The organism is Nitrososphaera sp., from assembly GCF_037447015.1.
GTDB lineage: Archaea > Thermoproteota > Nitrososphaeria > Nitrososphaerales > Nitrososphaeraceae > Nitrososphaera.
Genome location: NZ_JBBIHK010000024.1, coordinates 1 through 21,333 on the forward strand (window position 1 = coordinate 1; position 21,333 = coordinate 21,333).

The 21,333-nt window shown below is 58.3% G+C and carries 29 protein-coding genes and 1 tRNA gene; 21 read left to right on the forward strand and 9 right to left on the reverse strand.

Going from position 1 to position 21,333, the window contains the following annotated elements:
- Window positions 1-305, reverse strand: a 305-nt coding sequence (locus tag WKI84_RS08940) for a universal stress protein (RefSeq protein ID WP_337863202.1), incomplete at its 3' end; no start/stop codon positions are given.
- 101 nt (window positions 306-406) lie between these two features.
- Here WKI84_RS08940 and WKI84_RS08945 point away from each other — a divergent pair.
- Window positions 407-730, forward strand: coding sequence for a hypothetical protein (locus WKI84_RS08945; protein ID WP_337863203.1), 324 nt, complete (start codon window positions 407-409; stop codon window positions 728-730).
- 86 nt (window positions 731-816) lie between these two features.
- On the opposite strand, the gene WKI84_RS08950 is transcribed toward WKI84_RS08945, so the two are convergent.
- On the reverse strand, window positions 817-1,332 hold the full coding sequence (locus WKI84_RS08950; protein WP_337863204.1) for a hypothetical protein: 516 nt from the start codon (window positions 1,330-1,332) through the stop codon (window positions 817-819).
- Window positions 1,333-1,446: 114 nt separating this feature from the next.
- Here WKI84_RS08950 and WKI84_RS08955 point away from each other — a divergent pair, with 114 nt between their 5' ends.
- Both WKI84_RS08955 and WKI84_RS08960 read left to right on the forward strand, forming a co-directional pair.
- Window positions 1,447-1,962, forward strand: coding sequence for an Hsp20/alpha crystallin family protein (locus tag WKI84_RS08955; protein WP_337863205.1), 516 nt, complete (start codon window positions 1,447-1,449; stop codon window positions 1,960-1,962).
- Between the two features lie 7 nt (window positions 1,963-1,969).
- A complete protein-coding gene (locus tag WKI84_RS08960) occupies window positions 1,970-2,140 on the forward strand; it encodes a hypothetical protein (RefSeq protein ID WP_337863206.1) in 171 nt (56 codons plus the stop codon).
- 45 nt (window positions 2,141-2,185) lie between these two features.
- Here the strand turns inward: WKI84_RS08960 and WKI84_RS08965 are convergent, their stop codons facing one another.
- Complete coding sequence (locus tag WKI84_RS08965; RefSeq protein ID WP_337863207.1) at window positions 2,186-2,626, reverse strand: CBS domain-containing protein; 441 nt, start codon at window positions 2,624-2,626, stop codon at window positions 2,186-2,188.
- A 161-nt stretch (window positions 2,627-2,787) separates the two neighbouring features.
- Here WKI84_RS08965 and WKI84_RS08970 point away from each other — a divergent pair, with 161 nt between their 5' ends.
- Window positions 2,788-3,225, forward strand: a complete 438-nt coding sequence (locus WKI84_RS08970; RefSeq protein WP_337863208.1) for a hypothetical protein — start codon at window positions 2,788-2,790, stop codon at window positions 3,223-3,225.
- A 102-nt stretch (window positions 3,226-3,327) separates the two neighbouring features.
- Window positions 3,328-3,678, forward strand: coding sequence for a P-II family nitrogen regulator (locus tag WKI84_RS08975; RefSeq protein WP_337863209.1), 351 nt, complete (start codon window positions 3,328-3,330; stop codon window positions 3,676-3,678).
- Window positions 3,679-3,771: 93 nt separating this feature from the next.
- On the opposite strand, the gene WKI84_RS08980 is transcribed toward WKI84_RS08975, so the two are convergent.
- Window positions 3,772-4,665: a PAC2 family protein gene (locus tag WKI84_RS08980; protein WP_337863210.1), complete on the reverse strand. Its 894-nt coding sequence runs from the start codon at window positions 4,663-4,665 to the stop codon at window positions 3,772-3,774.
- 7 nt (window positions 4,666-4,672) lie between these two features.
- Window positions 4,673-5,374 (reverse strand): adenylate/guanylate cyclase domain-containing protein, encoded by a 702-nt coding sequence (locus WKI84_RS08985; protein ID WP_337863211.1) that lies wholly within the window; start codon window positions 5,372-5,374, stop codon window positions 4,673-4,675.
- Window positions 5,375-5,738: 364 nt separating this feature from the next.
- Between WKI84_RS08985 and WKI84_RS08990 the strand changes: the two genes are divergently transcribed.
- Window positions 5,739-5,930 carry a CDGSH iron-sulfur domain-containing protein gene (locus WKI84_RS08990; RefSeq protein WP_337863212.1) on the forward strand — a complete coding sequence of 64 codons (192 nt, stop codon included), beginning with the start codon at window positions 5,739-5,741 and terminating at the stop codon, window positions 5,928-5,930.
- Between the two features lie 19 nt (window positions 5,931-5,949).
- On the opposite strand, the gene WKI84_RS08995 is transcribed toward WKI84_RS08990, so the two are convergent.
- On the reverse strand, window positions 5,950-6,597 hold the full coding sequence (locus tag WKI84_RS08995; RefSeq protein WP_337863213.1) for a DUF4443 domain-containing protein: 648 nt from the start codon (window positions 6,595-6,597) through the stop codon (window positions 5,950-5,952).
- A gap of 110 nt (window positions 6,598-6,707) precedes the next feature.
- On the opposite strand from WKI84_RS08995, the gene WKI84_RS09000 reads away from it, so the two are divergent.
- From WKI84_RS09000 to WKI84_RS09050, 11 genes are all read left to right on the forward strand, one after another.
- Window positions 6,708-6,923, forward strand: a complete 216-nt coding sequence (locus WKI84_RS09000; protein WP_337863214.1) for a CbtB domain-containing protein — start codon at window positions 6,708-6,710, stop codon at window positions 6,921-6,923.
- A gap of 15 nt (window positions 6,924-6,938) precedes the next feature.
- Window positions 6,939-7,667, forward strand: a complete 729-nt coding sequence (locus WKI84_RS09005; RefSeq protein ID WP_337863215.1) for a CbtA family protein — start codon at window positions 6,939-6,941, stop codon at window positions 7,665-7,667.
- 9 nt (window positions 7,668-7,676) lie between these two features.
- The gene (locus WKI84_RS09010; protein ID WP_337863216.1) at window positions 7,677-8,102 is read left to right on the forward strand and encodes an SRPBCC family protein; all 426 of its coding nucleotides are present in this window, start codon (window positions 7,677-7,679) and stop codon (window positions 8,100-8,102) included.
- A 26-nt stretch (window positions 8,103-8,128) separates the two neighbouring features.
- Window positions 8,129-9,418, forward strand: coding sequence for a glycosyltransferase (locus WKI84_RS09015; RefSeq protein WP_337863217.1), 1,290 nt, complete (start codon window positions 8,129-8,131; stop codon window positions 9,416-9,418).
- A gap of 70 nt (window positions 9,419-9,488) precedes the next feature.
- Window positions 9,489-9,812, forward strand: coding sequence for a winged helix-turn-helix domain-containing protein (locus WKI84_RS09020; RefSeq protein WP_337863218.1), 324 nt, complete (start codon window positions 9,489-9,491; stop codon window positions 9,810-9,812).
- A gap of 125 nt (window positions 9,813-9,937) precedes the next feature.
- The gene (locus WKI84_RS09025) at window positions 9,938-11,185 is read left to right on the forward strand and encodes a trypsin-like peptidase domain-containing protein (RefSeq protein WP_337863219.1); all 1,248 of its coding nucleotides are present in this window, start codon (window positions 9,938-9,940) and stop codon (window positions 11,183-11,185) included.
- A 117-nt stretch (window positions 11,186-11,302) separates the two neighbouring features.
- Window positions 11,303-12,511, forward strand: a complete 1,209-nt coding sequence (gene cofG, locus WKI84_RS09030) for a 7,8-didemethyl-8-hydroxy-5-deazariboflavin synthase CofG (protein ID WP_337863220.1) — start codon at window positions 11,303-11,305, stop codon at window positions 12,509-12,511.
- Between the two features lie 6 nt (window positions 12,512-12,517).
- Entirely contained in the window at window positions 12,518-13,837 is a 1,320-nt protein-coding gene (gene cofH, locus WKI84_RS09035; RefSeq protein WP_337863221.1) for a 5-amino-6-(D-ribitylamino)uracil--L-tyrosine 4-hydroxyphenyl transferase CofH, read from the forward strand.
- 68 nt (window positions 13,838-13,905) lie between these two features.
- Window positions 13,906-14,008: transfer RNA gene (locus WKI84_RS09040), tRNA-Trp, on the forward strand.
- Window positions 14,009-14,172: 164 nt separating this feature from the next.
- Window positions 14,173-15,141, forward strand: coding sequence for an MEDS domain-containing protein (locus tag WKI84_RS09045; RefSeq protein WP_337863222.1), 969 nt, complete (start codon window positions 14,173-14,175; stop codon window positions 15,139-15,141).
- A gap of 190 nt (window positions 15,142-15,331) precedes the next feature.
- Window positions 15,332-15,823 (forward strand): MEDS domain-containing protein, encoded by a 492-nt coding sequence (locus WKI84_RS09050; RefSeq protein ID WP_337863235.1) that lies wholly within the window; start codon window positions 15,332-15,334, stop codon window positions 15,821-15,823.
- 79 nt (window positions 15,824-15,902) lie between these two features.
- Here WKI84_RS09050 and WKI84_RS09055 read toward each other — a convergent pair whose 3' ends face one another.
- Window positions 15,903-16,313 (reverse strand): response regulator, encoded by a 411-nt coding sequence (locus tag WKI84_RS09055; protein ID WP_337863223.1) that lies wholly within the window; start codon window positions 16,311-16,313, stop codon window positions 15,903-15,905.
- A 145-nt stretch (window positions 16,314-16,458) separates the two neighbouring features.
- On the opposite strand from WKI84_RS09055, the gene WKI84_RS09060 reads away from it, so the two are divergent.
- The 4 genes from WKI84_RS09060 (at window position 16,459) to WKI84_RS09075 (ending at window position 20,667) form a co-directional block, all read left to right on the forward strand.
- Complete coding sequence (locus WKI84_RS09060; RefSeq protein ID WP_337863224.1) at window positions 16,459-18,072, forward strand: ATPase domain-containing protein; 1,614 nt, start codon at window positions 16,459-16,461, stop codon at window positions 18,070-18,072.
- Between the two features lie 3 nt (window positions 18,073-18,075).
- Complete coding sequence (locus WKI84_RS09065) at window positions 18,076-18,471, forward strand: hypothetical protein (RefSeq protein WP_337863225.1); 396 nt, start codon at window positions 18,076-18,078, stop codon at window positions 18,469-18,471.
- 163 nt (window positions 18,472-18,634) lie between these two features.
- A complete protein-coding gene (locus WKI84_RS09070) occupies window positions 18,635-19,024 on the forward strand; it encodes a DUF6766 family protein (protein WP_337863226.1) in 390 nt (129 codons plus the stop codon).
- A 512-nt stretch (window positions 19,025-19,536) separates the two neighbouring features.
- Window positions 19,537-20,667 carry a CorA family divalent cation transporter gene (locus WKI84_RS09075; protein WP_337863227.1) on the forward strand — a complete coding sequence of 377 codons (1,131 nt, stop codon included), beginning with the start codon at window positions 19,537-19,539 and terminating at the stop codon, window positions 20,665-20,667.
- Here the strand turns inward: WKI84_RS09075 and WKI84_RS09080 are convergent.
- Window positions 20,664-20,804 carry a hypothetical protein gene (locus WKI84_RS09080; protein ID WP_337863228.1) on the reverse strand — a complete coding sequence of 47 codons (141 nt, stop codon included), beginning with the start codon at window positions 20,802-20,804 and terminating at the stop codon, window positions 20,664-20,666. The two genes, WKI84_RS09075 and WKI84_RS09080, sit on opposite strands and share 4 nt — an antisense overlap.
- Window positions 20,804-21,109 (reverse strand): hypothetical protein, encoded by a 306-nt coding sequence (locus WKI84_RS09085; protein ID WP_337863229.1) that lies wholly within the window; start codon window positions 21,107-21,109, stop codon window positions 20,804-20,806. Before WKI84_RS09085 ends, WKI84_RS09080 begins: the two co-directional genes overlap by 1 nt.
- Between the last annotated feature and the right edge of the window lie 224 nt (window positions 21,110-21,333).

The following is a 21,333-nucleotide window of genomic DNA, read 5'->3' on the forward strand; positions in this document are numbered from 1 at the left end:
CCTGCCTTTTCCACCCTGGCGATCTTGGACTTTAGCATCTGCTCCGCGCCGCTTTTCAGTATCCTCACCAGCTGGGTCTTGGCGTCTTCAAGAGAGCTAGTGTCGCTGATGAACCCAAGCGTGGCGCTTGGCGGGACGAACCTGCTGTCGACGATGTGGATTATGACCAGCTCCGAGCCGAGCGCCTTTGCAAGCTCGGTAGCCTTTTCAAGCGCCCTGTCAGACATTTCGGTGCCGTCATGGGGCACGACGATCCTCCCTCTTGAAGACGATGGTGATGATGATGATGGTGACGATGATGTCATTTGGTCACTAGTTTCCCTGCGACTGTATTTACGCTGTACGGCTCTATTGCAATGCACTGCAATCCGCCGGTTTTATAAGCTCCGGAGACCATCATGAAGCAATGGGCGGCAACGGCCACGACGACGAAGAAGAAGGCAACGAGGACTCTTCGCCGGAAAGCAACGTTGTGCCCTACGAGGGGCTCAACGAGAAGCAGGAAAAGATCACGGGCGAGGATTTCCCGTGCGTGGTGCTGGAGATATGCGACGGGTGCTCATGGTGCGCGACATGCCTGAAAGAGGGGAGGGGCATACTGGGCCGGTGCCCGGAATGCGGGAGGCAGACGTCGCAGATCCGGATGACTATTGACGAGATGTGTAGGTTTGAAAAAGACGACAGGCGCGGCGTCACCCTCCGCTTTGGCCGGGGCCTGCCAATGCGCTAGCGCGGCAACAGCAGCAGCCATCTTATGTGACATCGTTTTCCACCGTTATTATTCTTAATGTAATAATGATAGTAAAAAATAGCTGGTCACTCGTACGCCGTGACCTTCATGGCCCGTATCTGGCCAAGCGGCTCGCTGCCTGCGCCCCAGTCGTAATAGTTGTAGGTCGCCTCTCCCTTTGAGCGGAACGAGATGACGTCGCTCTCGCCGGGCCTGAGCACCTTGGTGGACACGTTCACACCGTCTATGTAGAGCATGTGCGGCCTGTCGTCCTCGTTTATTATCGTCAGCTCAAGCGCATAGTCGCCCGTCCTCATTATCAGGGTCGGGTTCACCTGGGCTATGCCCTTTATGCCGACGAGGGCCACCCTGCCCCCACCCTCGACCTGGCGGAAGGCAAGCGTATTTTCTGTCTTTTCCGGAAGGAAAATGTCAACGTGCCTCACGCCCCCGCCGCTGACCACTATTAGCAGGGCTGCAAATGCCGCTATGCAGCCTACGACGGCCACCAGCACGAACATGCCGTCGCTCATCTTCACCTTCCTTTTTTTGTTGCCGGCACTGTTGCTGCTGCCGCTATTGCTTGAAATGTTTGCACGCATATCTATGTGTGTGTACGCCGGTACTGTCTTGCATTCTCTGTATTTACGGGCTAGGAACGCGCTGCCGTGCACTGTAGACCCGGCTCTTTAATAAAAGAGGTCGCATATAGGGCCATGGCAAAGTCGGACAAGATTGCCAAGAGGGGCGAGTCTGCGCCAGCTGCCGGCGGCAGTGGTGGTGGTGCTAGTGGCAGTAGCACAAGCAAGATGGACGACGTTTTTGAGGATTTCAGGCGCGAGATGGAGAGCATGATGACCTCCATGAGGCCGTGGCCTTCGCTCTGGCGCCTCCCCCGGATGCGGGTGCCCCTGTGCGACATGATTGACAGGGGCGACAGGTTTGAGCTGCAGCTCGAGGTCCCCGGCGTAGAGAAAGACAAGGTCCAAGTCCACGCCACCGAGGACGCAGTCGAGGTGTCCGGGTCGCACGAGGAAAAGAGCGAGGAGAAAGAGAAGGAGTATGTCTACAAGGAACGCTCGCAGCGCTCTTTCTACCGCAAGGTGCCTCTGCCGGAGGAGGTCGACCCGTCCAGAGTCTCTGCCAGGATGTCAAACGGCCTGCTGGTAATCGACCTGCCAAAGAAAGAGCCTGCCAGGGCCAGCAAGGCAAGGAAGGTGGAGGTGCAGTAGCGCAGGCATGGTGGAGACGATGCGCAAGCCCCACAGCTTCCGCGCCCCGCCGGCGCGCAGCCTGGAGGCCATCTGCTCAAAGTGCGGCGCCGAAACGACAAGCGTGTGCGAGCTGTGCGGAGCATGCCATGCGTGCCACGCCCGGACCACGCCTACAACGACCACCAGCATGGACTAGTCGCTGGCCGACTATTTTTCTCTCCTTCTTTCAGCCAGGCGGCAGCTAGAGGTCCAGCACCGCCCTGAGCGAGCGGTACCTGTCATAGTCGTCTGCAAGTATCTTGGCAAGCTTTTTGGCAATGTCTGTGACAGACAGCATGCCTGCAAGCGAGCCGTCGGCCTCGAGCACCGGCAGCCTCTTTATCCTGTTCTTTGACATCGCCGCGGCCGCCGTGTCTATCGAGTCGTAGGCCATGACCGTGACAAGGGGCGACGACATTATGCTCCTTGCCGGCACGTCCTGCGGCCGCCTGTTCTGCGCCGAGACCTTTTTGAGGAGGTCGCGCTCGGTTATTATCCCTGCCGGCCTGCCCGACTCGGTCACTATGACTGACCCTACCCTGTTCTTTGCCATGGCGACTGCCGCGTCAAGTGCTGACGGGTTTGCGCCTGCGTCTATGGTCACTATCGCCCCCGGCGACATTATCTCGCTCACTGCGCTCATGTCTTTCTTTTGATACCTCTTTGTAGTGTGTGTATAGTGTGAAAGCAGGCTCCCCATCTTAATAGCTATGTTTGCACCGCATGGCTCTGTACCCTCTACGATGATAAGGCGGCTGGGCCGCACACAGGATGGCAAGAGGAGGAGGCAGAGAGTAGCAGCAGATGGCTATAGAGTGGGACTCGCTCGTGGTAGAGATGGTGCTCCTTGCGGCCATAATCTACGGCGCCATCTATGTCGAAAGCTGGGTGGACAGGCGCAAGACGCACAAGGAGGAGGAAAAGGGCAGGGTGCAGATAATCCAGTTCGTCAGGAACGACCTTGCCGCCAAGCTGCGCTTCATAGACGAGTGCATCCAGTACCGCGACTACAAGCCGTTCTTTACCGACATGTGGGACGCCGTGATCCTGGGCGGCAAGCAGACGCTGCTGCCGTTTGCGCTCTTTGAGAACCTGCAGCACACCTACTCGTGGATGAAATACTACAACAACGAGCTGGAGCAGAGGGGGGTCAAGGGCGGAAGCGACGGCGAGCGCGAGGTGCTCGAGGTGCTGGGCGAGGTCAAAAAATCCATCGAGCAGTCGCTGAAGATGCTTGCCTGATTGATTAATTACTGTGTGTCCATGCAGCATGGGCGCGAAAAAATATGATTGCAGTGCAATGCAACCCGTTTATTATTTGCCGGCCGCCAGAGCTGTACAGTTATGAAAAGGCTCGACATCATCATGCCACAAGAGTACCTGCCAGAGGTGAACGAACTGCTCCACCGGCACAAGGTGGGCGGCATGTCCTTCTACGACGTCAAGGGCAGGGGCAGGGCCAAGCAAAGGCCGGTGAAGGTGGGAAGGGGCGTCATGACCTACGTGCCCGAGTTTGGCTTTCGCACCAAGGTGGAGGTGCTGGTGCAGGACAGCAAGGTGAAGGAGATAATCGACGACGTGCTTGCCACGCTTGGCGCAGGCAAGGCTACCGCCGCAATAGGCAAGATATTCGTGTACGACGTGGAAGACGCGTACGACATTGGCTCTGCAGAAAGGGGCGACGTGGCGCTCTAGCCTCCACTTTCTCTCCCACCCCCCTCCTCTGCCTCGCCCATAACAATCATCCGCACTGGCAGGTCGTTGTTATCATCATCATCATCGTCATCGTCATTTGTAGATGCGCTCGGTGTCGGGCCGGCTCCCTGCCTTTTCGTACTCCTCCATCTGCCTTTTCTGCATCTTTAGCAGCTCTTCAAGGTGCCTCTTTATCATCTCCTCCTCGGCCCTGAGCGATTCCGTGTCCACCCTTGCGTCCGGCTCGAGCTGGGCCAGGGCGTCCAGCAAGAGCGCCGCCCCTCCCGGGTCGGGGGCCTCGCCAAGCGAGGGCACAAACAGCCCCTTGCAGCTGATCCCGTTTGCCACGCAGGATGACAGGAGGGCTCCCCCTATGCCGACTACGAACGCCGTCGTGGGGACCTGTAGCCTGGGCGATTTGCCGTCTGCCGGCTCGACTGCCCCTACCGTCCCTGCGTCGCTACCTGTGCTACTACCGCTGCCGCCGGCTGCAGTCCCCTGCAGCACGAACGCGCTTCTTGGAACCTGGAACGCAGGGCTGATGTTGGTCGGGGCTATGCCCCCAAGGACTATGAGCTCCCGCGCACCCACGTCGCCGCACCAGTCCACGAGCGCGTTGACTATGGAGCGGATCCCCCTTGCAAGTATTGGCACCTCGCAGAGCAGCGCGCACACGGTCCCCGCGTCGTTTGCGTAGATCCTGAACGGGTGGCGCAGCTTTTTGCCCACAAAGAGGGCGCTTGCCATGATGTACTCTGAATCGACAAAAGCTATCTGGTGCATCTCTGCCTGCTCTATCATGTGGTTGATGCAGATCGAGCCCACCATGCCGTTGTCTGGAAAGCCTGCGACGACAAGCGGCGACTCGGGCCTGGCGTCCTTGACTGAAACGACTCGGGCGTGCTCGTCCTTTTCGCCGTGGTCCTTTTTCTGCCCGTGGGCCGCCTGCTGGTCTTTTGGCTTGCGCTCTTCTTTTGTCATCTTCATAATTGTCCTACCTCTCCCGGGTGCTGTCAGGGATGGTGATGTACAGCCTGTACCGCTTTTTGTTCTGGTCCACGTACGACCACATCGACTCGTCCACGTCAAACTGCACAAAAGTCTTTGATATCTCCTCTGGCAGGTTGTCCCTGACCGACTGGCCCATGATTATCCTGCCTGTGGGGACTATGGCAAGCATCTTGGCGGCCATGCTGATACTCGACCCTATTATGTCGATGTGCGAGTTTTCAAGGCTCTTGCCGTACAGCAGGACCAGGACCTCGCCAAAGTCCATCGATATCTTGACCCTCAGCTCGGCGTAGCCCCTCTGCCGAAAGACTGGGTTGATGCACCTGTCCACCACTTCGAGCATCGTCCTTCCGCATTCAAGCGCGCTCTGGCACGCCTGCTTTTTGTCGTGCTCTGCCGGGAACAGCGCAATCACCGCGTCGCCGACGTATTTGAGCACGTATCCGCCATAGTTTGCAACCACCAGGCTCATCTCCTGGGAGAAGAGCTGCAGGATGGTGGCAAGCGTGCCTGAAGGCATGGAGAGCGTCATGTTAGTCGAGCCGTCGATGTCGACGTAGAGCACGACCACGCTCGTCTTCAGGTTTGCGTGCCGGCGCAGGTACCTCTTGCACAGCGCAGTTGACAGGTCGATCTGCACGCCACGCTCGAGCGTCTGGGCGACCCTTGCCTGGATACTGTTCATGTCAAGCGATGGCGAAAGCACTTGCCTGAGGCACCACTAGCAACAGCCATCAAACGGCTTGCGCAGGTAAAAAGATTTCCTGCACGCGCATTTTATGCGTGACAGCCCCCCCCACCTCGTGGGGGCCGCCCTGCCCGCTCTTCTCTTTTTCCCTTTTCCTTTTCCTTTCTGCATCTTGCCACGTATGGCTTTTGGAGAAAGAAAGAGGGAAAATATCAGACATCCAGCCGCATATATGCCCTCACCCAACCCCTCACCCCACTCACCCGCCTCCCCCCCCACCCGCCCCATGATGCTGACAGCAGAGACCTGGTCAGCTGCAGGTTACCACCGGGTTTATCTTGACCCTATTCTAATCCCTTGCATGGCAAGACTTGTAAGGAAGGAGGACAGCGGCCCGATGGCTGTAAAGGTGGGGAGCGAGACCCGGTGGATCTGCATGTGCGGCCTGTCTGCAAACCAGCCGTTCTGCGACGGCTCCCACAAAAAGACGGCCGGCGAAGAAAAGGGCAAAGTCTACGTCTACGAAAAGGACGGCACCAGAAGGGAAGTATGAGCAGGCCGGCGGCAGCATCTTAGTGCTTTTCGTGCGCCATGATGGTGGCAAGGGCGGCCGCCTTGGTCGCAAGCTCTGCCGCCCTGGCGCTGTCTGCCCCTCCTATCACCACGGCGTCGCCTTCCGCCGGCTTTAATTTCCCCAGCAGCTCTCTTTCCAGCTCGCGCTCGCCTTCAAGCGGCTCGCGCACGCCCCTGTTGCTGGTTTCCGGCATCACAAACCTCCCGTCCCTGTAGATCAGCGTGGTGGCGCCGGTCCCACCCATCTTGATAGCGGCGTCGCGCTGCTCTATTCCCGACCTTATCGCAAACCCGAGCTGGCGCAGGAGCACCGCATAGTTGTGCATGCCAAGCGCGACCGACGACCTTGGCACCGGCATCTCTGCCGCCATCGACTCCAAAAGCCCCGTGCAGACGCCCCTGCCCCTTGCAGTCATTTTCGTGCCGCCGTTTGAAGTCTCTACCAGGCCGTTCATCTTCATGTGCTTGACTATGGTCTTGGCCGCGCCGCCAAGGCCAAGCTCGCGCTCAAGCACGCTCCTGCTCACGTGGCCGCGCTCGTGCATCAGCTGGAGCGCCACAAAGACGTGGACCGGCCCGAACGACAGGAGCCTGCTTGGGGCGTACCTGCTCGACGCCTTTTCAAGCACTCTTGCGAACGTGTGCATCCTCTTCAGGCGCGAAACGTGCGCCCGGTATAAAAACAGGTTGGATAAACCGTCCAGGTTGGACAAACCATCTCATTATTTATATAACACCGCCTTGCAACCGAAAAGGAATGTCATTCAGTGAACAGATCGTACGAGCGACACAGGGAGTACCCAAGATCGCTGTAGGCATTCTGCTAGGCGTACTGGTGTTCGGCATCTTTATGATGGGTTTTGACCAGGGCCACATATTCAGCGTGGCCCAGGGCGAGCAGGCATACGACAACATGTGGATGCACGAGTTCTACCACGACATGAGGCACGCAGCAGGATTCCCGTGCCACTGAGGGCCTGACGCGTACATGAAAACCCTCACTTTTATTGCCATCACCCTTTTGTCAGGCGCCGTCGCCGGCACAATCCTTGCTATCATCAACCAGGGAGTAGTAGAACCCTACATAGAGCGGGCAATCGCCCTTGAAAACGAGAGGGCGGCAGAACAGGGCGAGATGGTGAACCCGGCAGAGCTTGCAGCTTACCGGCTGTGGCAAAAGGGCGGCAGCATCGCCGCCGGCGCAGTCCTTGGCCTGTCGATTGGGGCGCTCTTTGGGCTCGTCTTTGCGTACGGCCGGGGCGCCCTGCCGGGCTCGTCAAACGTCAAAAAGGCGATCGTCCTAGCAGGCATCATGTGGCTCGTCCTTTACTTTGTCCCTGCGCTAAAGTATCCTGCAAACCCTCCCGCTGTGGGCGACCCTGCGACCATCAACATGCGCCAAGGGCTTTACGTCGCAATGCTCCTTGTCTCCGGGCTGAGCGCGCTCGGCCTTGCGTTTGCGTACGGCCGGGTCAGAAAAACAAACCCTGCGTTCAGGGTGGTTGCGCCGGCCATCTATATCGCAGTAATGGCGGCCGCGTTTTTCGCGCTGCCGGCAAACCCCGACGAGATCTCGGCCCCTATGGACCTTGTCAGCAGCTTTAGGCTGGCAAGCGGCGCCACCATGACGATGTTCTGGCTCCTCCTGGGCGCGATACTGGGCGCGTTCTGGGACAGGACAAGGCCGCACGAGACTGCCAGCATAAAGGCCGCGTGATGCCGCAGCATGGCCACCACAACCGTAAACGTCAGCCGGGAAATAGCAGCGCCCCTCGACAGGGTGTGGGACGTTGTCTCTGACGTGGACAACGAGCCCCGGTACTGGCACGGCACCAAGTCGGTGCGCAACATAAGCAGGGAGGGCAACGTGATCACAAGGGAGGTGGTGATCGCCTTCAAGGATTCTAGGACTATGCAGACCGTCACTTTGAACCCGAAAAGCTCTGTGGAGACGCGGATAACCGAGGGGCCGATAACCGGCTCCCGGACGGTCACGCTCCACCCTGCAGACGGCGGCAAAAAGACGCGAGTCGACGTCGTATGGGATTTCAAGCTGGGGGGCTTGCTGTCCGTGTTCTCTGGCATGGTGAAAAAGCACATCACAGAAGGCACCGAGCAGGCGCTTGAGCGCATAGCAAAAGCAGTCGAATAAATAGCCTGGTTTGCGAAAACAAGGGCATGGCGGGGGAAGAGGCGGTTGTTGCGCTGCAGGCCGGCCTGCCCTATGCTGCTTTGGCGGCAGTGAGCATTGCTCTTGCGGCGATAATGGCAGGCGTGCTTGGGGTCTGGCTCTACTTTCTCGCATACATGGTCAGGTCGTTCCGCCTTGCGCCCCGGCTCGACTCTTTTGACCGCTCAAAGGCGTCCGGCAGCCGCCGGCCAAAGGTGAGCGTCATACTGCCGGCAAGGAACGAGGAGCCCTACATTGCCCGCTGCCTGGACAGCCTGCTTGCGCAGGACTACCCCGACTTTGAGATAGTCGCGGTCAACGACTGCTCGTCGGACAGGACGGGCCAGATAATGCAAGAGTACGCGGCCAGGGACAGGCGCGTCGTGTACGTGGAAAACCTGCCCAAGCCGGAAGGCTGGGCCGGCAAGACCTGGGCCTGCCACCAGGGCTACCTGCGCGCCCGGGGCGACTACCTGATGTTCACAGACGCCGACACCGAGCACGCGCCAGACGCCATGTCGCTTGCGGTGGCACACATGCTGGCAGAGGAGCTGGACGCTCTCACGGCAGTCCCGCGGCTTGTCTGCAACGACTTTTGGACCCGGATAACGCTGCCCGGCCTCTCGACGTTTCTGCACACCCGGTTCTCGCCCCTGAGAGTCAACGACCCGCGCCACAAGACCGGCTATTTCTTTGGCAGCTTTTTCGTCATCACCAGAAAGACGTACGAGGCAGTCGGCACCCACGAAGGCGTCCGGCAAGAGCTTGTAGAGGACGGGGCGCTCGGCGCCAGGGTCAAGGCAGGCGGCCACGCCATGAAGATGGTGCGGGGCGAGGACCGCATAGAGGCGGTATGGGCCCGCGACCTTGACACGCTCTGGCACGGCCTGCGCCGGCTGGTGATACCTCTCTACCACCAGGACAGAAAGGGCGCGCACCTGATAGCCGCCGCGGTGTTTTTCATCATGTTTGCACCGTTCCTGTTCCTGTCGTATTCCGTCCCGGCGTTCCTTGCCACCTTCCTGGCCGCCGCCGACGATGTCAGCGCCATCGCCTCTTCTGTTTTACTGGGGATCGAGCTTTCGACGATTGCAGTATTGATGGCGGCGACTGCCGTCCAGAGCAAGCTGGGCGTCTTTCAGAGCCCTGCCTACGCGCTCGGCGCCCCGCTCGGCGGCGCCCTCATATACTTCGGGTTTGCATCTGCGATCGTCGATGCAGGCAAGCAGGGGGCCGTCAACTGGCGCGGGAGGCGGTACACGGTGAGCGAAAAGCAGAGCTTTTTGCGCTCCGTCTGAACGTGGAACAGCCGTTCCAGGGCAAATTCCGCCATTGCCCTAATTTACCTGCCCGGAGTAAATGGCGGCCATGGGGATTTCAGAACGCAAGAACAACCGGGGAAGGATACAGATAATGGGCGACGTGCTCGGGCTGGCCACGTCCGGCATCAAAAAGACCCACATCATGTATCGCGCAAACCTGAGCTACGAGCAGGTGCACATGTACCTGGCAGAGCTCATAGAGAAGGGCCTGCTTGCCCAGTCGGCAGGCGACGAGGGCGTCGTCTACAGGACGACAGAAAGGGGCCGCGAGTACCTCCACTATTACGGCAGGCTGGTGGGCCTGCTGGAAGAAGGGGGAGATGGCAGGCCGGCGCAGTCCGGTGTGAGCATGCCGTACGTGGTCCGCTAGCCTTCCTTTCTCTCTTTCTCTTTCGTTGCAGGAGCAGCGTTAACGCGACGGTGTCGGCAACAGCACGCGCCGGCGGCGACTGGCAAAAGGATTATTAGCGGAGCGGCCACTTTTTTAGCTCGAGATTGAACAAGCCCCTCCTTGTCGGCGCAGCGGCTATAGCCGCATTTGCAATCTTTTTCGCATACTCGCAGTTCAACGCGATTGATTTTTCGGGCAAGCGCGGAAGCTCGCCCCTGCCCGATGTCTCTGACCTCATCTCTCCGCCGGCAGGCGGCAACAACAGCAACGACGACGGGCGAAAGGGCCTGTCTGACGAGGCTTTCCAGATAGGCCGCGTCAGCACCGTCGAGGCGGCAGACAAGGAGCTCACGCTGCCCGACCTGTACGAGAGGACAGAGGGGTCGGTGGTGCAGGTCTCGTCCTCTGAAGACGACGGGACGCGCCTTGGCACGGGGTTCGTGTACGACGACAACGGCCACATAGTCACCAACCAGCACGTCGCAGAGGGCGCAGGCGACAACCTCGCAGTCACGTTTGCCGACGGCACGGTCTACAGCGCGACGGTGCTTGGGAGCGACCCGTACACCGACCTTGCCGTGCTTTATGTAAAGGACGTGCCCAGGGAAAAGCTCGCCCCGCTGCCGCTTGCGGACTCGACCAGGATACGCGTCGGCGAATCGGTCGCTGCGATAGGCAACCCGTTTGGGCTCTCAAGCTCGATGACCTCTGGCATAGTCAGCGGGGTCGGCAGGCTCATACCCTCGCAGGAGACAGGCCAGCTCCAGTTCTTTATCCCTGACATCATCCAGACGGACGCCGCGATAAACCCGGGCAACTCGGGCGGGCCGCTCCTCAACATGCGCGGGGAGGTCATCGGGATCAACTCGGCCATCCGCTCCAGCACCGGCTCGTTTGAAGGAATAGGCTTTGCAGTCCCGGCAAACACGATATCCAAGGTGGTGCCTTCGCTCATCAAGGACGGGACGTTCCGCCACCCGTGGGTGGGGATCTCTGGCACCGACATGACGCCGGCGCTTGCAAAGGCGCTTGGGATTGAAGAGGAGCCCCGGGGCGTGCTCGTGGTAGAGGTCGTGCAGGGCAGCCCGGCAGACAAGGCCGGCATCAGGGGAGGCGACAGGCAGGCCCGCGTGGACGGCAGGCCGGTGAACCTTGGAGGCGACATCATCGTAGAGATAGACGGCAACCCCGTGAGGCACCTTGAGGACATACTCGTCTACCTGCAGCGGGAAAAGCAGGTGGGCGACAAGATGCAGGTGACGATACTGCGCGACGGGCAGGTCGAGCACCTGGACATGCTGCTTGAGGCAAGGCCGGCCCGCCAGCCGCCTACGAGCATCACCGCGCCCTAGATGGCTTGGCAATGATGATGATGACGACGATGACGACGATGTTGAGTGATGATGTAGTGTTTATTAGTAGAGCTGGGCCAGAGAGAGCCAGTGCTGGGGAAAGGGGCTGCCGACCTGATGGCAATTGACCGGGCGCTTGCGAGGCCCGGCATGCTGACAGAGGACGAGGCGCGCCAGCTGATGATGACGGCAGCGGCCTCGTCGATCCCGACAGACGCTCTGGTGTCGGCTGCAGGCCGAGTGCGGGACACCATGCGGCCGTTTAACAACAGCAACGTTGTCACGTACTCCCGCAAGGTCTTCATCAACCTTGTCAACCTCTGCCGCGACACGTGCTCGTACTGCACCTACAAAAAAGAGCCGGGCGACCCCCTTGCGTCGATGATAAATCCAGAGCAGGTGCTCGCCATCGCAGAGGCAGGCCGCCGCGCCGGCTGTACTGAGGCGCTGTTTGTGACAGGCGAGCGGCCCGAGCAGAGATACCCACAAGTAAGGGACTGGCTGCGCTCGCTCGGGCACCCGTCAACCGTCGACTATGTCGCCGAGATGAGCGAGCTCGTGCTTGAAAGGACGGGCCTTCTGCCGCACACCAACGCCGGCAGCCTGACAAAGAAGGAGATGGCCCTGCTGAAGGACACGAACCCGAGCATGGGGGTCATGCTAGAGACTTCAAGCGAGCGGCTGATGGGCGCCGGCATGGCGCACGGGGGCGCGCCCAGCAAGCACCCGAAGGTGAGGATAAAGACGCTCGAGGCCGCAGGCGAGCTCCGCATACCCATGACGACCGGGATCCTGGTCGGCATCGGCGAGACGCCCGACGAGCTTGTCGACTCGCTCTTTGTCATAAAAAAGATCCACGAAAAGTACGGCCACATACAGGAGGTCATCATGCAGAATTTCGAGCCCAAGCCCGGCACCGGCATGGCGCACTTTGCGCCGGCGCACAAAGAGTATTTCCTGCGCGCAGTCGCGCTTGCAAGGCTGGTGCTGCCCGTCGACATGAACATACAGGTGCCGCCGAACCTGAACCCCAGCGTGTACGGCAGGTACCTCGACGCCGGCATCAACGACTGGGGCGGCATATCGCCTGTCACCATAGACCATGTCAACCCCGAGTTCCCCTGGCCCACCATAGAGGAGGTGAGGCAGGTCACGGAGAGCAGGGGCAAAAAGCTGCGCGCCCGGCTGCCCGTGTATCCGGAATTTCTTGACAAGAAGAAAGGTGGTGATGGTGGAGGATTTATATCAGAACGGCTACGACATTACATCGGCTTGCTGGCAGACGAGTCCGGCCTTGTTAGAGAAGGGGAAGAGAGGTGTACATGAGTAAAGATGACAACAACAACGACAACAACAGCTCTTGATTCGCTGCTAAAGGGCGCCGACCCTGTCGTCGCCGGCGCGCTCGACAGGGCGCTTTCTGGCAAGGACATCACAGTCGACGAGGCAGTCGTGCTGTTTGACAGCACCGGCCTTGAAATGAGCCTCACGGTGGCAGTCGCAGACGAGCTTCGCCGCCAGACGGTGGGCGACACCGTCACATACGTGGTGAACCGCAACATCAACTTTACAAACGTGTGCATCAAGCAGTGCGGCTTTTGCGCTTTTTCACGCGATTTCAGAGAGGAGGAGGGCTACTTCCTGCCAAGCGAGGAGATAGTCAGGCGCGCCAAGGAGGCTGCAAGCCTAGGCGCCACGGAGGTGTGCATACAGGCCGGCCTGCCGCCCAAGATGGACGGCCGCCTGTACATAGACATACTTGAGGCGGTCAAGAAAGAGTTGCCGGACATGCACGTGCACGCCTTTTCGCCTGAAGAGGTGCTGTACGGGGCAGTCAGGTCCGAAGTCTCTACTCTTGAATACCTGAAGATGCTCAAGGAGGCCGGGGTCGGGAGCCTGCCCGGGACATCGGCAGAGATACTGGACCAGTCCGTGAGGGACATCATCTCGCCGGGCAGGATAAAGGTGGACGAATGGGTCTCGATAATCAGGCAGGCGCACTCGCTTGGGATACCCACGACTTCGACCATAATGTACGGCCACGTCGAAAACTCGCGCCACCGCGCCGAGCACATCGCCCTCATACGCCAGATCCAGAAGGAGACGCACGGCTTTACCGAGTTTGTCCCGCTGTCCTTTGTGCACACCGAGGCGCCGATGTACCGCCACGGCACTGTAAGCAACATCCGGGCCGGAGCAGACGGCTTTGAAGTAGTAAAGATGCACGCAATCGCAAGGATAATGCTCAACAACCACATACCAAACATCCAGGTGTCGTGGGTGAAGGAGGGGCCGAGGATGTCGCAGCTCCTGCTTGCGGCCGGCGCAAACGACTTTGGGGGCACGCTCATCAACGAGTCCATTTCTACCGCGGCAGGCGCGCAGCACGGCCAGCTGATGAAGCCCCGGCAGATCCGGCAGCTGATAAGGGCGGCAGGCAGGGTGCCGGCGCAGCGCACCACCGGCTACAGGATAATAAGGGCGTACGGCAGGGACGACAAGGAGGACGGGGAGAGCTCGGCGCTCGACTCTGCGGACGGCTCGCAGTTTGGCTCTTACCACCAGCTGGTCAAGCTGGACAGGTTCCGTTTCAGGGACAGGGCCGGCAACGGCGGCAACAACAACAACAATACGGCGGCAGCAAAAAAATAAAGACTTATACAGACTAGTTTGCGCTATCAAAAGCGCGATGCCAACTGACGACGTATGTCTATATAGGTGGGGTCGTAGCGAAGCCAGGCATCGCAACGGGCTCCAGATCTAACAAATGGGCTAGTTAGAAAAGAAACCCGTGGGTCAAGGGTTCAAATCCCTTCGGCCCCACTTTTCTTATGGAATCCAACAAAATTCTTAGTTCTACGCTAACTGACGAATATATGGTGTGGCGCCGGCAGCAGCAAAAGAAGAAGGAGAAAGGGGGGCGCAGAAATCAGTGCAAGCAGAAAGAGATACGCCTTTATTTTGCGGTCTCTAACATATTCCCAACCTTGGGAACTCTGCCCGGCCTCGAAAAAGAGCAACGACAACCGCCAGAAAAGCAAAAACTGCTGCTGGTTGACGACGAGGCAGACATCGTCTATGTCTTGAAGCGGGCGCTTGAGCTCAAGGGGTTTGAAGTTGAAGCTTTTTCGTCATCATCAAAGGCGCTGGAGGCGTTCAGGCCAAATGCGTACGACCTTGCAATCCTTGATGTCCGGATGCCGGGTTTGAGCGGCATCCACCTGTACCAGAAACTTTTGAACGTCGACCCTTCGCTTCCCGCCTGCTTTCTCTCTGCGTTTGAAGTCCACCAGCCAGAGCTTGACAAGATCTTCTCTTCTTTTGCCAACGCCACCGCGACGGCAGGGGCCAGGATCCTGGTGGACAAGCCCGTGACAATCGACAGCCTTGTGAAAAGCATAGCCCCTCTTCTGCAAATGTCCCGGCTGGGCCGGGCCAAGAGCGGCGACCACATCCTTGCGGTGTTTGAGACCCCGTCGGACTTGGTGGAGCAGGCGCTGCAGTTCATGAAGAAGGGCCTGGTGGAGGGGGACGAAGACGTCCTGCTGGTCACCGACCAGATGCCAAAAGAAACTATCCGCGAGAAGATGGGCCGGGAATGGAACGTGGACGTAAAGAGCCTGGAGGCGTCTGGCAGGATCACTCTGATGACATTTGGCGAATGGCACTTCGCAGGGGACGGCAGGTTCGACGTGAAAAGGAACCGTGCCCGCTTTGAAAAAATAGTCCGGCAGTCTATCGATGCAGGGAGGAAAGGTTTCCGGTTTGTTGGCGACACAAACCCGTTCATCGCGCAGGGGATGACGCAAGAGCTGGCCGCGTGGGAGGCCGCGGTGGGGAGAAAATCCGGCCTGCCTGCCACGATCCTGTGCGCGTATACCCGGGAGAGCATCAGGCAACTTGAAGCTGCAGGCATGCTAGTCTCTCTGGAGCAGGATCACAACAAGGTGACGTAGGATAACCGCGGCAGACAAAAAGAAGAAAGGCTCTGATGTCAACAACAACAATAATCCAGACAAAAACAACACTGGCGATGATGGCGGTGGTGGTGGCCGCCATGACCGGCAGACTATAGCCGGCTCTGTCGACGACATCGTCAGAGAAATCAGAAAAGGGTCGCTGCTAGAGCCTCCTGGAGGGCACAGTATCCTCGTCTATGACAGCATTGCGTCGTTCCGCCGGGTGTATTCCAGCTTTGCCTCGCTGTACCTTCCAGAGGACGAGATAGTATTGCTTGCGACGCAGTACGAGCCGATCGAGCACGTCAGGAACAACCTGGCCCGGACCGGCGTGGAGGTAGAAAAGCACCTGCGACAGGGAACGCTCTTTATCGTCGACGCCCAGCGCGGCTATTTCTCCGGCGACATCTTGGGAATATACAAGCTTGCACTCTCCCTTGCGTCTCGCGCCCAGAAGGAGGGCAGGCGGGACGTCACCTGCCTCAGCGACATGGGCGCATTCTTTAACCTTGAAAAGATCGAGGACATGATGGATTATGAGCTGGTGCGCCCGCCGAAATTTGATAATGTGATGATGAAGACCGTGTGCTGCTACCATGCCGAGGATTTTGAAACCCTGCCGGCCGGCCAGAAGCAGATTTTGCTCGACCACCATCACAGGTCGATTCTTATCGGGTAAGGAAAAATCTGGCACAATATCTTTGCGCCAGCGGTTGAGGCACAAAAGAGTAAAGCGAAAAGGAGATACTGATCCTCAACTATTCCAGCTCGGCGTTTATCAGCTTGACCAGCTCGGGCAGGCTGACAGGCTTGTGGATAAAGCACTTGTCTGGAAGGTCGTTGAATTTCTTGCTGGAGCCGCGATAGTATTCCTTGTCGTACGCAGTCAAAAAGCACATCCTCGTGTCCTTCCTCATCTCCTTCATCTTTTGGTACAGCGCAAGCCCGTCCATCTCTGGCAAGCGCATGTCCAGTATGACCAGGTCGTAAGCCGCCTTGGCAAACTTTTCAAGCGCCTCGCCCGGCCTGTTGGCGGTGTCCACCGAAAAGCCGTGGCGCTCAAGCCCTATCTTGACGACGAGCGCAATGTCCCTCTCGTCGTCTACCACCAAAAGCCGCGGCACCGGTCCTGCAGCCTTTGTCGCCGCTGTCTTTGCTGCTGCAACCATTCCCATTCTTTTGCTCTGCAGCTTCTAAAGCCAATCGCATACCAAGTACAGATCTATTTTCTGTATTTCAGGCACCAAGTATAAAACAACCCGGCTGTATGCAATAGGTGTGTGATAACGATGATGATGGTGGATAAGAATAGAAATGACATTTGAGAGGATATCTACCGGGATTCCAGGCCTCGACTCGCTCATGGAAGGCGGCATCCCACGCGGTTTTACCGTACTTGTGGCCGGCAACCCGGGCAGCGGCAAGACCGTGCTTGCGAGCCACTTTCTCTACGAAGGATTGAAAAACGCCGGCGAGAGCGGGATCTATGTCTCGTTTAGCGAGTCAAGGGAGCAGTTTTTCAACAACGTCGAGCGGCTCGGGATGGATTTCCAGAAATACGAGGGCGAAGGCAAGTTCCACTTTCTCGACCTGGCGTCTGTGACCCGGGAGGGGATACAGGACGCGCTCGACGAGGTGGTCGCCACTATCCGGGACTCGCATGCCCAGAGGATGGTCGTCGACTCGTTCTCTGCCATCTCGCAGGCGTTTGACGACCTCAACGAGGCCAGGATCGCGCTCCAGATAGTCCTCGGCAAGATGACCCGGGCAGAGGGGGTGACAAGCATGCTGATAGCAGAGGTGCCTGTCGGCCAGGAGAGCATCGGGAGCGGCATCGAGGAATTTGTTGCAGACGGCATAATCAAGCTGGAGCACGGCCGCACCAACGCCGCGCCGCTTGGGGTGCGGGTGATAAAGATGCGCGGGACCGACATAGACAGGGAGACCCACCTTGCGGTAATAAGCTCAAAGGGTATGACCGTATACGGGAAGCAAAAGCTGCGCCTGTCGTACCCGATGTCGGAGGAGCGCATACGTACAGGGGTACCCGGGCTGGACGAAAGGGCCGGCGGCGGGTTCCTCCGGGGCACGACCACCGCGGTGATAGGCGCGTCGGGCGTGGGCAAGACGACGCTTTCATTCCAGTTTGTGGCAGAAGGCGTCAGGGCAGGCGAGCCGGGCATATTCTGCTCGCTTGAGGAGGCGCCTGACGACATACGCAGGATGGCCCGGCGGTACGGGTACGGCGACATCGAGTCGCTTGAAGAGGCCGGCCTTGCCATCGTGTCGGTGGTGGTCGAGAACCTCCACCCTGACGCGTTCGTCTCGTTCCTTGCAGAGCAGATAAAAAAGACAGGTGCCCGGCGCATCGCCGTAGACAGCATCTCTGCCTTTGAGCAGTCGTACCCCGACGAAATGTACAGCATAACAAAGCACCTCGTCGCCCTGATGCGCGAGCACGGCGTGACTTCAATCTTTACGTTGCTGACCACGCAGCAGGCGGGGATGAACCTGACCGAGCTTGGCGTCTCCTCGCTGTTCCAGAACATCATCCTGCTCAGGTACGTCGAGGTGGAGGGCGCGATGAGGCGGTCCATGCTGATACTGAAGATGAGGTCGACCAATCACGACGAATCCATCCTAGAGTTTACAATATCCGACGGGTCTGGAATGAGAATAGCCGGGGCGATGGACGAGTACACGGGGATACTGACCGGCGTCGCCCAGCGCCTGTACAAAGAGTTCGAGGCAAGGAAGAGGGCCATGGCGCAGGAGGGCGCCCAGAAGAAAGAGGGGCGCCGGCGCAGGTCAGAGTTTGAGGCAAGCTTGGGAAAAAAGGCGGGGAGTAGTGGCAGCCGGCAGAAAGGAGAAAGAGGGGGAGGAGGCCGGCAGCAGCAACAGAGGCGGGGGAGGGGGCAAAAACGATGAACCGTGGCGATAATAACGGCGGCGGTGGAAGAGGAGCGGGGCTGTCGTCGCGGCAGCGGGGGGTGCATCGGGGTGGAAGAGAGGCCAAGCTTTGAGGAGGCGTATTCTGCCGCCGTGGCCGAGGGCATGAAGATCCTCGGCGAAAAGGTGGCTGCCGTGGTGGAGAACTATTTGGAGCAAAAGTACTCCATCCGCCTCGAGGACACAGTCAACAACCCACAGGCGCTGGCCGACGCGCTGGACGCCGCGATCGACGGCGGCGCCCGGGTGGTGCTGCGGCGGATACTGCGCGTGCTGCACCAGCAGATGGACCTCGACCCGCCTACCCGCATGACTGTGGATTACGCCGAAAGGATACGCGAGGTAAAAAAGCAGTACATGGAGAAACACCGCCAGTAAGCCGCATCCTCATCATCATCTTCTTTTCTTTGCTTTGGGGGAGGCCGCCAGCAGGAGTAAGACCAAAGGGAGGAGGCAGCACACGGTAGCGATAACTTGCAGAGGATGTGTCCGGAATCATGTAGCATTACTCTTGAGAGTGATCTGATTACAAAATTACCGCATGGACGGCCTTTCTTTCCTAAAAAAGAGCAAACGGGGCTACATCTGGGTCACACTGGGCCTTTTCCTGGCCAGCCTGGCAGCGCACTGGACGTTTGCATGGTTTGCATACGTCCAGGATCAAGAGGAGCATCACCAGCCTGTCCTGCCCGGAGGCTACTTTAACCAGACGCTGCGGGACACGATGGAGAACTGGCAGTCCGAATTTTTGCAGCTGATGTGGCAGGTCGCCGGCCTCTCCTTCCTGCTGTATGTCGGCTCGCCCCAGTCAAAGGAATCGAGCGAGAGGCTGGAGGCCAAGGTGGATCTGCTCATCAAGCAGCTGGAAGGCGACCCTGACAAGGCAAGGCGGCTGCTGGATGAGATCGAGGCAAAATACCCCAAAAAGTAAAGGCGGCAGCACCTGAAGCGATTTGCTATAACAACATCTGCGACGCCAGCGGCCGCGCCGGGCGACAACAACGGTTTTTATTGTTATTGAATAGGCTTTTGAAAAATTGGAATGGCCCCGGCCTCTTCTTCTTCAGCCGGGGCGATGAACTTGGCTTGTTTTGGTCTTTTGGCGTATGTTCGGTTCTAGCCCGCTGTTGCTGTTGTTGTCGTATGGCAGTCAGTCGTCGGTTTTTTCTTCTTGTGTATGTGTGTGCGTCGGCGTTGCTCTGTCTTTTCTTTTCTTGCCTTGTTTTGTTTGCTATTGGACGGACTAACTAACTATCTCTGTTATCGCGCCGCGTCAACAAAAAGATGGCGATGTATTTTTTCCTACATGCTTTGGCACTGCCCGGATTGGGTCAATGTTTGACGCAGGAGTCCATTCTGGCCACTCTATTGAATGCACACGCTGCCAAGCTCCAATAGTCTTTATGATTTTGCCGCCGCAATAGCAGTGAAAGGAAAAGAAAGATGCTGGCCAGCAGCAAGGACGGCAGCAGCAAATACAGCAGCGGTAGCGCCTTGACCGTGATGTACAACGACAGCGAGGTCCAGATACTGGAGGGCATCTCCGGCGCCAAAAGGGGCGGCTATAACGTGTGGGTGGATCTGGTGGATCCCTCGCCTGAAGAGGCCAGGGCCGTCCTGGGGCGGTTTGCAGTAGACCCAAAGGCCGTCGAGATGTACGAGCACCGGTCCAAGAGGCCGCAGATCCGCGTCTTTGGAGACCAGACCTTTACTGTGATGCTCTCGATGGGGTTTGAAAACGCCCGGACGCTTTCAGTCGATGCTGTATACTTTTTCATGGGGCACGGATGGCTCGTGACCATCCACTCGGCGCACGGCGACTATGCGGTAGAAGAGACCCGACGGCTGTTTGAGCAGAAAGACAGCCACATGATGGCGTCCCCTGTCTCTTCTGTGTTTTACTCGATAATCACAAGCATCGTCAACTCGTACGAGCAGCTGCTGACCTCTGTCGAGCTTTCGATAACGAGCCTGGGCCAGGACTCGCTCCACAAGACCACGAAAAAGACCCTGGACAGGCTCGACATCCTGTCAAAGCAGATCATCATACTGCGGAGGCATTTCTGGCACACGAGGCACGTCATCAACATTATCATAAACACCGATGAAGGAGGGGAAGATGATGATGGCGGCAACAGCAGCAACAACAATGGCGTGCACCGGCTGAAGGTGGCCTACGACGAGATCAACCAGCTCATAGACCTGGTAGAGTCGCTGAGGGACTCGATAAACTCTACCCGCGACCTCTACGTGGCAAACATCTCGCTGCACCTCAACGACACCGTGAGGACGCTGACGATATTTGCGTCCCTCCTCCTGCCGCTGACCTTTATTTCGAGCGTCTACGGGATGAACGGCCTTGACCTGAACAACATATGGGCCTTCCCTGCTGGGCTTGCAGTCGTCCTAGGGACCATGGCAGCGATTGCCCTCGTGCTATTCTTTTACTTCAAGCAGCGGCGGTGGATAATGGTCAAGAGCGAGCCTGGTGACGACGACGATTATTATAAAGGCAGCAACGGCAAAGGGGGGTTGAAAAGCAGGGACAAAAAGCAAAAGCCTGCGCCTCCCTAGGGGCTGCCGCAGCTGGAGCCGCAGGGGCAGCATTCTTTCTGACACTGCCCTTCCCTGTTGTGGTAGCCGTACTCGTGGCCGCACGACGGGCAAAAGTCGTGCGAGTCCTGCGCTCCGGCGGCAGCGGCTGTCGCCATCAGCGGATTGCCCTTGCTATCTCGTTCTGCGAGCCAAACGTGCCTTTGGCCTCGGGTATAAAGTGCTCGATTGCCCTGTGGGCAGACTCGACAAACACGTTTGCCGGGTCGTTCTTTCTCAGCGCCTTCAGCAGCCTGTTGGTCGACGAGCTGAGCTTTTCAAAGTAAATGGCCGAGCTCTCCTCGATTATCCTGTCGGCGTCGTCGCACGAGATGCCATTCTTTCTCAGGTGCTGCTCAAGCTTGCTTGCAAAGTGGGCAAAATAGACAGAGTACGGGTTTTCGTCAACCGATTCTGCGACCACTGTCAATCATCCCTCCATGCCACACACGCACACATATGTACAGCTATATATTTGGCAGAGGATGGATTTACATTTTGCTGAAAACCCCTGCCGGACAGAATCTGGGCGCGATCTCAGGCATATGTATTATTTTCATTTCCGTGCCCTTTTGTCTCTCTTATCCCTCGCAAAGGCCGGTTTTGATATAAGTTTTTAGGCTTGGAGGGCCATTTTTGAACGTCGAT

What these genes read in the sequence shown, in the direction of transcription:
- WKI84_RS08975 (WP_337863209.1), top strand. Translation starts at nt 3,328, where the DNA reads ATGAAAAGGCTCGACATCATCATGCCACAAGAGTACCTGCCAGAGGTG.
- WKI84_RS08955 (WP_337863205.1), top strand. Translation starts at nt 1,447, where the DNA reads ATGGCAAAGTCGGACAAGATTGCCAAGAGGGGCGAGTCTGCGCCAGCT.
- WKI84_RS08990 (WP_337863212.1), top strand. Translation starts at nt 5,739, where the DNA reads ATGGCAAGACTTGTAAGGAAGGAGGACAGCGGCCCGATGGCTGTAAAG.
- WKI84_RS09080 (WP_337863228.1), bottom strand. Translation starts at nt 20,804, where the DNA reads ATGGCGACAGCCGCTGCCGCCGGAGCGCAGGACTCGCACGACTTTTGC.
- WKI84_RS08960 (WP_337863206.1), top strand. Translation starts at nt 1,970, where the DNA reads ATGGTGGAGACGATGCGCAAGCCCCACAGCTTCCGCGCCCCGCCGGCG.
- WKI84_RS08985 (WP_337863211.1), bottom strand. Translation starts at nt 5,374, where the DNA reads ATGAACAGTATCCAGGCAAGGGTCGCCCAGACGCTCGAGCGTGGCGTG.
- WKI84_RS09000 (WP_337863214.1), top strand. Translation starts at nt 6,708, where the DNA reads ATGTCATTCAGTGAACAGATCGTACGAGCGACACAGGGAGTACCCAAG.
- WKI84_RS09055 (WP_337863223.1), bottom strand. Translation starts at nt 16,313, where the DNA reads ATGGTTGCAGCAGCAAAGACAGCGGCGACAAAGGCTGCAGGACCGGTG.
- WKI84_RS09020 (WP_337863218.1), top strand. Translation starts at nt 9,489, where the DNA reads ATGGGGATTTCAGAACGCAAGAACAACCGGGGAAGGATACAGATAATG.
- WKI84_RS09010 (WP_337863216.1), top strand. Translation starts at nt 7,677, where the DNA reads ATGGCCACCACAACCGTAAACGTCAGCCGGGAAATAGCAGCGCCCCTC.
- WKI84_RS08965 (WP_337863207.1), bottom strand. Translation starts at nt 2,626, where the DNA reads ATGAGCGCAGTGAGCGAGATAATGTCGCCGGGGGCGATAGTGACCATA.
- WKI84_RS08980 (WP_337863210.1), bottom strand. Translation starts at nt 4,665, where the DNA reads ATGAAGATGACAAAAGAAGAGCGCAAGCCAAAAGACCAGCAGGCGGCC.
- WKI84_RS08945 (WP_337863203.1), top strand. Translation starts at nt 407, where the DNA reads ATGGGCGGCAACGGCCACGACGACGAAGAAGAAGGCAACGAGGACTCT.
- WKI84_RS08995 (WP_337863213.1), bottom strand. Translation starts at nt 6,597, where the DNA reads ATGCACACGTTCGCAAGAGTGCTTGAAAAGGCGTCGAGCAGGTACGCC.
- WKI84_RS09070 (WP_337863226.1), top strand. Translation starts at nt 18,635, where the DNA reads ATGGACGGCCTTTCTTTCCTAAAAAAGAGCAAACGGGGCTACATCTGG.
- WKI84_RS08970 (WP_337863208.1), top strand. Translation starts at nt 2,788, where the DNA reads ATGGCTATAGAGTGGGACTCGCTCGTGGTAGAGATGGTGCTCCTTGCG.
- WKI84_RS09015 (WP_337863217.1), top strand. Translation starts at nt 8,129, where the DNA reads ATGGCGGGGGAAGAGGCGGTTGTTGCGCTGCAGGCCGGCCTGCCCTAT.
- WKI84_RS09075 (WP_337863227.1), top strand. Translation starts at nt 19,537, where the DNA reads ATGCTGGCCAGCAGCAAGGACGGCAGCAGCAAATACAGCAGCGGTAGC.
- cofG (WP_337863220.1), top strand. Translation starts at nt 11,303, where the DNA reads ATGGCAATTGACCGGGCGCTTGCGAGGCCCGGCATGCTGACAGAGGAC.
- WKI84_RS09005 (WP_337863215.1), top strand. Translation starts at nt 6,939, where the DNA reads ATGAAAACCCTCACTTTTATTGCCATCACCCTTTTGTCAGGCGCCGTC.
- WKI84_RS08950 (WP_337863204.1), bottom strand. Translation starts at nt 1,332, where the DNA reads ATGCGTGCAAACATTTCAAGCAATAGCGGCAGCAGCAACAGTGCCGGC.
- WKI84_RS09060 (WP_337863224.1), top strand. Translation starts at nt 16,459, where the DNA reads ATGACATTTGAGAGGATATCTACCGGGATTCCAGGCCTCGACTCGCTC.
- cofH (WP_337863221.1), top strand. Translation starts at nt 12,518, where the DNA reads ATGACAACAACAACGACAACAACAGCTCTTGATTCGCTGCTAAAGGGC.